Source organism: Pseudomonas sp. (genome assembly GCF_035277045.1).
In the GTDB taxonomy this organism is placed as follows: domain Bacteria; phylum Pseudomonadota; class Gammaproteobacteria; order Pseudomonadales; family Pseudomonadaceae; genus Aquipseudomonas.
Window position 1 is genome coordinate 1 of sequence record NZ_DATELE010000257.1, and the last position, 9,714, is coordinate 9,714.

Consider the following 9,714-nt stretch of genomic DNA (forward strand, 5'->3'; position numbering starts at 1 on the left):
CGTCCTGCGCCCACACGGTGCTACCGCCCTGCTTGAGCAGGCGCGCACCTTCGCGGCCGTCCGCGCCCATGCCGGTGAGCACCACCGAGAGCACCTTGTCGCCGTAGGACTTGGCGGCCGAACCAAAGGTGATATCCACGCAGGGCTTGTAGTTCAGGCGCTCGTCGCCCGGCAGGATCTTCACCGTGCCGCGCCCATCGACCATCATCTGCTTGCCGCCCGGCGCCAGCAGGGCAAGGCCTGGGCGCAGCACATCGCCGTCCTCGGCTTCCTTGACGCGAATGCGGCAGAGCTTGTCGAGGCGCTCGGCGAAGGCCTTGGTGAACGCGGCCGGCATGTGCTGGATCAGCACGATCGGCGCCGGGAAACTGGCAGGCAGCTGGGTCAGCACCCGCTGCAGCGCCACCGGGCCGCCGGTCGAGGTGCCGATGGCCACCAGCTTGTAGGACTTGCGCTTGGGCGCCGGGGCGTGAACGTGAGCCGGCGCCGTGCTGCGCGCCGGTGCCACCGGCGCGCGCGCAGGGGCGCTGCCACCAAGCGAGCTGCCCGCCAGGGAACTGGCGGGCGCAGGGCTGGAGGCGGAGCTGGCGACGGGCGCGGCGACGCTGCCCAGGCGGCGATTGCTGCGCGACAAGGTATGGACCTTTTCGCACAGCAACTGCCTGACCTTGTCCGGGTTGCGCGAGATATCCTCGAAGTTCTTCGGCAGGTAATCCACCGCACCGGCATCGAGGGCGTCCAGGGTAACCCGGGCGCCTTCATGGGTGAGCGAGGAGAACATCAGGACGGGCGTGGGACAGCGCTGCATGATGTGACGCACTGCGGTGATGCCGTCCATCATGGGCATTTCATAGTCCATGGTGATGACATCGGGCTTGAGCGACAGGGCCTGGTCGATCGCTTCCTTGCCGTTGGTGGCGGTGCCCACGACCTTGATGGTCGGGTCAGCCGAGAGAATTTCCGAGACGCGGCGGCGGAAGAAACCGGAATCATCCACCACCAGGACCTTGACTGCCATAAACACTCCATTAGGCGGCGCAACCGCCAGGTCGCGCCGCCGAAATCAGATACGCCGGGCGGCGTAACGCTTGAGCATGCTCGGTACATCGAGGATCAGCGCGATGCGCCCGTCACCGGTGATGGTGGCGCCCGACATGCCCGGGGTGCCCTGCAGCATCTTGCCCAGCGGCTTGATCACGACTTCTTCCTGGCCCACCAGCTGGTCGACGACAAAGCCGATGCGCTGGGTGCCGACCGACAGGATCACCACATGGCCTTCGCGCTGCTCCTCATGGGCAGCCGAACTCACCAGCCAGCGCTTGAGGTAGAACAGCGGCAAGGCCTTGTCACGCACAATCACCACTTCCTGGCCGTCGACCACGTTGGTGCGCGACAGGTCGAGGTGGAAGATCTCGTTGACGTTGACCAGCGGGAAGGCGAAGGCCTGGTTGCCCAGCATCACCATCAGGGTCGGCATGATCGCCAGGGTCAATGGCACCTTGATGACGATCTTCGAGCCCTGGCCCTTGGCCGAGTAGATGTTGATCGAGCCGTTGAGCTGGGAAATCTTGGTCTTCACCACGTCCATGCCGACGCCGCGCCCGGACACGTCCGAGATCTCGGTCTTGGTCGAGAAGCCCGGGGCGAAGATCAGGTTGTAGCAGTCCGACTCGCTCAGGCGGTCGGCCGCGTCCTTGTCCATCAGGCCTTTTTCCACGGCCTTGGCACGCAGCACGTTAGGGTCCATGCCCTTGCCGTCATCGGAAATCGACAGCAGGATATGGTCGCCTTCCTGCTCGGCGGACAGCACCACCTTGCCACCGCGCGCCTTGCCTTCGGCCTCGCGCTCTTCGGGCGACTCGATGCCGTGGTCCACGGCGTTGCGCACCAGGTGGACCAGCGGATCGGCCAAGGCCTCGACAAGGTTCTTGTCCAGGTCGGTCTCTTCGCCGACCAGTTCCAGGTTGATCTCTTTTTTGAGCTGGCGGGCCAGGTCGCGAACCAGGCGCGGGAAACGCCCGAAGACCTTCTTGATCGGCTGCATGCGGGTCTTCATGACCGCGGTCTGCAAGTCGGCGGTGACCACGTCGAGGTTCGACACGGCCTTGGACATGGCCTCGTCGCCACTGTTCAGGCCCAGGCGCACCAGGCGGTTACGCACCAGCACCAGTTCGCCGACCATGTTCATGATCTCGTCCAGGCGCGCGGTATCGACGCGCACCGTGGTTTCCGCTTCGCTGGCCGCAGGCTTTTCGGCCGCAGGCGCTGCGGCGCGTGCCGGTGCCGCGGGCCTGGCGACAGGCGTTGGCGCAGGCTTGGGCTGCGCGGCGGCGTGCGGCGCGGCTGCCACGGCAGCGGCAGGCGCGGCACTGGCCACGGCGCTTTCGGAAAACTTGCCCTTGCCGTGCAGCTCATCGAGCAGGGCTTCGAATTCATCCTCGCTGATGTGCTCGCCGGGCGCCGCGCTGGCAGCGGCTGGAGCAGCGGGGGCGCTGGCGGCGGGCAGCGCATCGGCGGCGAAGGTGCCCTTGCCATGCAACTGGTCGAGCAGTGCCTCGAACTCGTCATCGGTGATCTCGTCACCGGCAGGCGCCGCGACAGGCGTCTCGACGACCGGGCTGACGATCTCGGGCACGAACTGGCCCTTGCCATGCAACTGGTCGAGCAACGACTCGAACTCGGCATCGGTGATTTCGTCACCGCCGGCAACGCTGGGCGCCTCGCCCTGCATCTGCTCGGCAGCCAGGGCCTGGGCCTTGACCGCATCGAGCGAGTCGAGCAGCTGCTCGAACTCGGTGTCGGTGATGTCATCGGCGGCAGGCGCCTCGATCACCGCTGCCACGACAGCAGGCGCGGCAGGCGCGGCGGCGCCAGGCTCCGCCAGGCGCGCCAGGGCGTCCAGCAGCTCAGGGGTGGCAGGCGTGACAGGGCTGCGTTCGCGGACCTGGCCAAACATGCCGTTGACCGCGTCCAGGGCTTCCAGGACCACGTCCATCAATTCTGCATCAACGCGCCGTTCGCCCTTGCGCAGGACGTCGAACACGTTCTCGGCAATATGGCAGCACTCCACCAGCTCATTGAGCTGGAGGAAGCCGGCGCCCCCTTTTACAGTGTGAAAACCGCGAAAGATCGCATTAAGCAGGTCGGCATCATCGGGCCGGCTTTCCAGCTCGACCAATTGCTCGGACAGTTGCTCAAGAATCTCGCCGGCTTCTACCAGGAAATCCTGAAGGATTTCTTCATCGGCGCCGAAACTCATCAAAGGTGCTCCCTAAAAACCAAGGCTGGACAGCAGATCGTCGACATCGTCCTGACCGGACACAACGTCTTCACGCTTATCGGCATGAATCTGCGGACCTTCACCCCGAGTCGGATGTATTTCTTGATCTTTTTCGGCACGCAGCTGCTCGTGGTCATGTTCGATACCGGCGAAACGGTCGACCTGGCTGGCCATCAGCACCAGCTTGAGCAGGTTGCTCTCCACGTCGGTGACCAGCTGCGTCACGCGTTTGATCACCTGGCCAGTCAGGTCCTGATAGTCCTGGGCCAGCAAGATGTCGTTGAGGTGCCCGGCGACCTTGCGGTTGCCTTCCTCGCTGCGCGTCAGGAAACTGTCGACGCGCTTGGCCAGTTCACGGAACTCGGGCGCCGCGACTTCACGGCGCATGAAGCGCTGCCAGTCGACGCTCAGCGCCTGGGCCTCGGTGGCCAGGTCGTTGAGCACAGGCGTGCTGTCCTCGACCAGGTCCATCGTCCGGTTGGCCGCGCCCTCGGTGAGCTTGACCACGTAGGACAGGCGCTCGGTGGCATCGGTGATCTGCGACACTTCCTCGGCCTGCGGCATGCGCGGATCGATCTGGAAGCTGACGATCGCACTGTGCAGTTCGCGAGTAAGCTTGCCGACTTCCTGGTACAGGCCACGGTCGCGGGTCTGGTTGAGCTGGTGAATCAGCTGCACCGCCTCGCCGAAGCGCCCCCGTTCAAGGCTCTCGACCAGTTCCTGGGCGTGTTTCTTCAGGGTCGTTTCAAACTCCCCCAAAGACGATTTCGTTGACTCCATGACGCCCCCTGACATGCCTCAGCCGTTGACGCGTTCGAAGATCTTTTCGATCTTTTCTTTGAGTACTTGCGCGGTGAATGGCTTGACCACGTAGCCGTTGACGCCGGCCTGGGCCGCTTCGATGATCTGGTCGCGCTTGGCCTCGGCCGTGACCATCAGCACCGGCAGGTGCTTGAGGCGCTCGTCGGCGCGCACCTTGCGCAGCAGGTCGATACCGGACATGCCTGGCATGTTCCAGTCGGTCACCAGGAAGTCGAAATGAGTGCTCTCGAGCATCGGCAGCGCGGTGGTGCCGTCGTCGGCTTCCTGGGTGTTGGTGAAGCCCAGGTCACGCAGCAGGTTCTTGATGATCCGCCGCATCGTCGAGAAGTCGTCAACGATGAGGATTTTCATGTCTTTGTTCAATTAGACCTCCAAGCAGTCTTAAACGCGCTCAGCGCTGAGCGCGCACTCAATCAATTCGTCACAACGTAAAAAAGCGACTGCGGGCAGTCCGGGCTCAACGCGCCCGCCATTCCCCGAGACGGCTGCGCAGGCGCGCGGCGCACTGGCTGTGCAACTGGCTGACACGCGACTCGCTGACCCCCAGCACCTCACCGATTTCCTTGAGGTTCAGCTCCTCGTCGTAGTACAGCGCCAGCACCAGGCGCTCACGCTCGGGCAGGTTGGCGATGGCATCGGCCAGGGCGGCCTGGAAGCGCTCGTCCTCCAGGTCACGCGAGGGTTCGACCTGGGCGCTGGCGCCATCCTCGTGAAGCCCTTCGTGCTCGCCGTCCTGCAACAGGTCGTCGAAACTGAACAGGCGGCTGCCCAAGGTATCGTTGAGAATCGCGTAATAGTCATCCAGGCCTAACTGGAGTTCGGCCGCAACCTCGTGATCTTTAGCGTCGCGGCCGGTTTTTGCTTCAACGGCGCGCATCACGTCACTGACCATGCGCGTGTTGCGGTGCACCGAACGCGGCGCCCAGTCGCCCTTGCGCACCTCGTCGAGCATCGCCCCACGGATCCGGATACCGGCGTAGGTCTCGAAACTGGCGCCCTTGCTGGCGTCATACTTGTTGGCGACTTCCAGCAGGCCGATCATCCCGGCCTGGATCAGGTCCTCGACCTGAACGCTGGCCGGCAGGCGCGCCAGCAGGTGGTAGGCGATCCGCTTGACCAGCGGAGCGTAGCGTTCGACCAGTTCGTACTGGGCGTCGCGCGAAGCCTTGTGATACATCTTGAAACCGCTCGCGTTCATAACACCGGACCTGCGCTGGTGGGCTGCACCAGGCGTTCGACAAAGAATTCCAGATGGCCGCGCGGGTTGGCGGGCAGCGGCCAACTGTCGACCTTTTGCGCGATGGCCTTGAAGGCAAGCGCGCATTTGGAGCGGGGGAAGGCCTCGTAGACCGCCCGCTGCTTCTGCACCGCCTTGCGCACGCACTCGTCGTACGGCACGGCGCCGACATACTGCAGGGCAACGTCCAGGAAGCGGTCGGTGACCTTGGTCAGCTTGGCGAACAGGTTGCGGCCTTCCTGCGGGCTCTGGGCCATGTTGGCCAGGACCCGGAAGCGGTTCATGCCGTAATCCCGGTTCAGCAGCTTGATCAGCGCGTAGGCGTCGGTGATGGAGGTCGGCTCGTCGCAGACCACCAGCAGCACTTCCTGGGCGGCGCGAACAAAGCTCACCACCGAGTCGCCGATGCCGGCCGCGGTGTCGATCACCAGCACATCGAGGTTGTCGCCAATCTCGCTGAAGGCCTGGATAAGGCCTGCGTGCTGCGCCGGCGCCAGGTGCACCATGCTCTGGGTACCCGAGGCGGCAGGCACGATGCGCACGCCGCCCGGCCCCTGCAGGAGCACGTCACGCAGCTCGCAGCGGCCCTCGATCACATCGGCCAGCGTGCGCTTGGGCGTCAGCCCCAGCAACACGTCGACGTTGGCCAGGCCCAGGTCTGCGTCCAGCAGCATGACCCGGCGGCCAAGCTCAGCCAGCGCCAGCGAAAGGTTCACTGACACGTTTGTCTTGCCGACCCCACCTTTACCACCGGTTACGGCAATCACTTGTACGGGATGCATGCTACCCATGTTTTCTTATTACCTTGTCTCGCTCGGGCCCGGGGCACACGAGGGGTTGCGCGTTCAATGCCAGGAACGAGCCGGGCAACCCCTTGATGTTGGTTGTTTGCAACATTATGACCCTCAACCTGCGCGCTTGCCTGGGTTGTGGTAGAGATCAGCGAACATATCGGCCATGGCCTCCTCGCTGGGCTCGTCCTGCATCTGCAGGCTGACCGCGCGGCTCACCAGCTGGTGACGGCGCGGCAGGTGAAGATCGTCAGGAATACGTGGCCCATCGGTCAGGTAGGCCACCGGTAGTTCATGACTGATGACCAGGCTGAGCACTTCACCGAGGCTGCCTGTTTCATCGAGCTTGGTCAGAATGCAACCGGCCAGGCCACAGCGCTTGTAGCTGTGGTAGGCGGCGGTCAGCACCTGCTTCTGGCTGGTGGTCGCCAGTACCAGGTAATTGCGCGAGGCGATGCCACGCCCGGCCAGGGTTTCCAGCTGCATGCGCAGGGCCGGGTCGCTGGCCTGCAGGCCAGCGGTGTCGATCAGCACCACGCGCTTGCGCAGCAGCGGCTCCAGCGCCTGGGCCAGGGACTGGCCTGGGTCGACGTGGGTCACCGACACACCGAGGATCCGGCCGAGGGTCTTGAGCTGCTCCTGGGCACCGATCCGGTAGCTGTCCATGCTCACCAGCGCCAGGTTCTGCGCGCCGTACTTGAGCACATAGCGGGCCGCCAGCTTGGCCAGGGTGGTGGTCTTGCCCATGCCGGCCGGGCCGACCACGGCGATGACCCCGCCCTCCTCGATCGGTTCGACCTCGGGCACGTCGATCTTGCGCGCCAGGTGCGCCAGCAGCATGCGCCACATCTGGCGCGGCTCGCGGATACCGGCGGTGAGGTCGAGCAGCTCGCGGGCGATCGGGCCGGACAGCCCGATGCGTTGCAGGCGCCGCCAGATGTTGGCCTGTTGCGGCTGGTTGCCCTGCAGCTGGCTCCAGGCCAGCGAGCCGAGCTGCACTTCGAGCAGCTCGCGCAGGCCCGACAGCTCCGAGCGCATCGCATCGAACAGGCGTGGGTCGACCGGAGCCGGCGCCACCGGAGCTGCCGGCACGTCGACGTGCGGCTCGATCAACGGCTCGGAGGCGGTCAGCGACTGGCCGGCGAACAGCTGGCGGTTGCCCACCTCAGCCTCGCTGCGCCCGCTCAGTTCGGCCTGGGCGGTGGCGATGCGCGACTGGGTCTTGCGCAGCTCGTCCTCAAGCTCGGCATTGGGCACACGTGGGGCCAGCGCAGACAGCTTGTAGTCCAGCGCCGCCGTCAGCTCGACGCCGCCAGCGATCCGCCGGTTGCCGATGATGGCGGCATCGGAGCCCAGCTCATCACGAACCAGCTTCATGGCCTGACGCATATCGGCGGCGAAGAAACGCTTAACTTGCATGGTGCACTACCTCAGCCGTTGGGGCCCACTATGGCAACGATGGTAACTTGCTTGTTGTCAGGTACTTCCTGATACGCCAAAACATGCAAATTGGGGACAGCCAGGCGGCCAAATCGCGACAGCATCGCCCTGATCGGTCCTGCGACCAGGAGAATCGCCGGCTGCCCTTGCATCTCCTGACGCTGGGCCGCCTCGATCAGCGAACGCTGAAGCTTTTCGGCCATGCTCGGCTCAAGAAGAACACCGTCTTCCTGACCTTGCCCGGCCCTTTGCAGACTATTGAGCAAGATCTGTTCCAACCTTGGCTCCAGGGTGATCACAGGCAGCTCCGACTCAACGCCGACAATGCTTTGCACGATGGCACGACACAATCCGACGCGAACCGTGGCCACCAGCGCGGCGGTATCTTGACTCCGACCTGCATTGTTGGCTATCGCCTCGGCGATGCTGCGGATGTCACGCACGGGCACCTGCTCGGACAACAACGCCTGCAGCACCTTCAACAGCCCCGACAAGGAAATGACGCCGGGCACCAGCTCCTCGGCAAGTTTCGGCGACGCCTTGGCGAGCACCTGCAGCAGTTGCTGGACTTCCTCGTGGCCGATCAGCTCATGGCAGTGCTTGTGCAGGATCTGGTTCAAGTGGGTCGCCACCACCGTGCTCGCATCGACCACGGTATAGCCCAGCGACTGCGCCTGGCTGCGCTGGCCAAGGTCGATCCATACCGCTTCAAGGCCAAAGGCCGGGTCACGCGCGGCAATGCCGTTGAGCGTGCCGAAGACCTGCCCAGGGTTGATGGCCAGCTCGCGGTCCGGGTAGATCTCGGCCTCGGCCAGGATCACGCCCATGAGCGTCAGGCGATAGGCGCTGGGCGCCAGGTCGAGGTTGTCGCGGATATGCACCGTGGGCATCAGGAAGCCCAGGTCCTGGGAAAGCTTCTTGCGCACCCCCTTGATCCGCGCCAGCAGCTGCCCACCCTGGTTGCGGTCGACCAGCGGGATCAGGCGGTAGCCGACCTCCAGGCCGATCATGTCGATGGGGGTCACGTCGTCCCAGCCCAGTTCCTTGGTCTCCATGGCCCGCTGCGGCGAGGGCAGCAGGTCCTGCTGGCGCTGGACTTCCAGCGCGGCCTTGGCCTTGACGGCCTCCTGCTTCTTCCAGACCAGGTAGGCACCGCCGCCCGCCAGCAGGCCGAGGCCGAGGAAGGCCACGTGGGGCATGCCAGGCACCAGGCCCATCACGATCATCAGGCCGGCCGACACCGCCAGCGCCTTGGGCGAATGGAACATCTGCCGGTTGATCTGCTTGCCCATGTCCTCGGATCCCGAGGCGCGGGTCACCATGATCGCCGCGGCGGTGGACAGCAGCAGTGATGGCAATTGCGCCACCAAACCGTCACCGATGGTCAGCAGCGCATATACCTTGCCTGCTTCGCTGAACGGCATGCCGTACTGCAGCATGCCGATCAGCATGCCGCCGATCAGGTTGATGAAGAGGATCAGCAGGCCGGCGATGGCGTCGCCGCGCACGAACTTGCTGGCACCGTCCATCGAGCCGTAGAACTCGGCCTCGCCCGCGACTTCGGCCCGGCGCGCCTTGGCCTGGGCCTGGTCGATCAGGCCTGCGTTGAGGTCGGCGTCGATCGCCATCTGCTTGCCGGGCATGGCGTCGAGGGTGAAGCGCGCGCTCACCTCGGAAATACGCCCGGCACCCTTGGTCACCACGACGAAGTTGATGATCATCAGGATGGCGAACACCACCGCACCAACGACATAATTGCCGCCGATCACCACCTCGCCGAAGGCCTGGATCACCTTGCCCGCGGCCTCGTGGCCCTCATGGCCGTGAAGCATCACCACCCGCGTCGAGGCCACGTTCAGCGCCAGGCGCAGCAGCGTCGCCACCAGCAGGATGGTCGGGAACGCCGCGAAGTCCAGCGGACGCAGCGCGTACACGCAGACCAGCAGGACCACGATCGACAGCGCGATGTTGAAGGTGAAAAACACGTCGAGCAGGAACGGTGGCACCGGCAACATCATCATTGCCAACATCACCAGCAACAGCAGCGGCACGCCCAGATTGCCCCGGCCGATACCGACCAGGTTGCTACGGGCGCTGTTGATTAACTGCGTGCGATCCACCGAGAGTCCTCTTCAAGCAAACTT

The 9,714-nt window shown here is 64.7% G+C and carries 8 protein-coding genes; all 8 read right to left on the minus strand.

Features of this window, described 5'->3' with window-relative positions; genetic code table 11:
• A partial coding sequence (locus VJS90_RS14340; RefSeq protein WP_324122307.1) for a chemotaxis response regulator protein-glutamate methylesterase occupies nt 1–1,018 on the minus strand: 1,018 nt, incomplete at its 3' end.
• A 45-nt stretch (nt 1,019–1,063) separates the two neighbouring features.
• The gene (locus tag VJS90_RS14345; RefSeq protein ID WP_324122308.1) at nt 1,064–3,259 is read right to left on the minus strand and encodes a chemotaxis protein CheA; all 2,196 of its coding nucleotides are present in this window, start codon (nt 3,257–3,259) and stop codon (nt 1,064–1,066) included.
• 12 nt (nt 3,260–3,271) lie between these two features.
• Entirely contained in the window at nt 3,272–4,060 is a 789-nt protein-coding gene (locus VJS90_RS14350) for a protein phosphatase CheZ (protein ID WP_324122309.1), read from the minus strand.
• 18 nt (nt 4,061–4,078) lie between these two features.
• A complete protein-coding gene (locus tag VJS90_RS14355; RefSeq protein ID WP_324122310.1) occupies nt 4,079–4,453 on the minus strand; it encodes a chemotaxis response regulator CheY in 375 nt (124 codons plus the stop codon).
• A gap of 106 nt (nt 4,454–4,559) precedes the next feature.
• On the minus strand, nt 4,560–5,300 hold the full coding sequence (fliA, locus tag VJS90_RS14360) for an RNA polymerase sigma factor FliA (RefSeq protein WP_324122311.1): 741 nt from the start codon (nt 5,298–5,300) through the stop codon (nt 4,560–4,562).
• The gene (fleN, locus tag VJS90_RS14365) at nt 5,297–6,130 is read right to left on the minus strand and encodes a flagellar synthesis regulator FleN (protein WP_016393812.1); all 834 of its coding nucleotides are present in this window, start codon (nt 6,128–6,130) and stop codon (nt 5,297–5,299) included. Before fleN ends, fliA begins: the two co-directional genes overlap by 4 nt.
• Nucleotides 6,131–6,244: 114 nt before the next feature.
• Nucleotides 6,245–7,549 (minus strand): flagellar biosynthesis protein FlhF, encoded by a 1,305-nt coding sequence (gene flhF / locus VJS90_RS14370; protein WP_324122312.1) that lies wholly within the window; start codon nt 7,547–7,549, stop codon nt 6,245–6,247.
• An 11-nt stretch (nt 7,550–7,560) separates the two neighbouring features.
• Nucleotides 7,561–9,690: a flagellar biosynthesis protein FlhA gene (flhA, locus tag VJS90_RS14375; protein WP_324122313.1), complete on the minus strand. Its 2,130-nt coding sequence runs from the start codon at nt 9,688–9,690 to the stop codon at nt 7,561–7,563.
• Between the last annotated feature and the right edge of the window lie 24 nt (nt 9,691–9,714).

Bases quoted from the DNA above. Each gene is read 5' to 3' on its own strand.
- fleN (WP_016393812.1), bottom strand. From the start codon at position 6,130: ATGGGTAGCATGCATCCCGTACAAGTGATTGCCGTAACCGGTGGTAAA.
- fliA (WP_324122311.1), bottom strand. From the start codon at position 5,300: ATGAACGCGAGCGGTTTCAAGATGTATCACAAGGCTTCGCGCGACGCC.
- flhF (WP_324122312.1), bottom strand. From the start codon at position 7,549: ATGCAAGTTAAGCGTTTCTTCGCCGCCGATATGCGTCAGGCCATGAAG.
- VJS90_RS14350 (WP_324122309.1), bottom strand. From the start codon at position 4,060: ATGGAGTCAACGAAATCGTCTTTGGGGGAGTTTGAAACGACCCTGAAG.
- VJS90_RS14355 (WP_324122310.1), bottom strand. From the start codon at position 4,453: ATGAAAATCCTCATCGTTGACGACTTCTCGACGATGCGGCGGATCATC.
- VJS90_RS14345 (WP_324122308.1), bottom strand. From the start codon at position 3,259: ATGAGTTTCGGCGCCGATGAAGAAATCCTTCAGGATTTCCTGGTAGAA.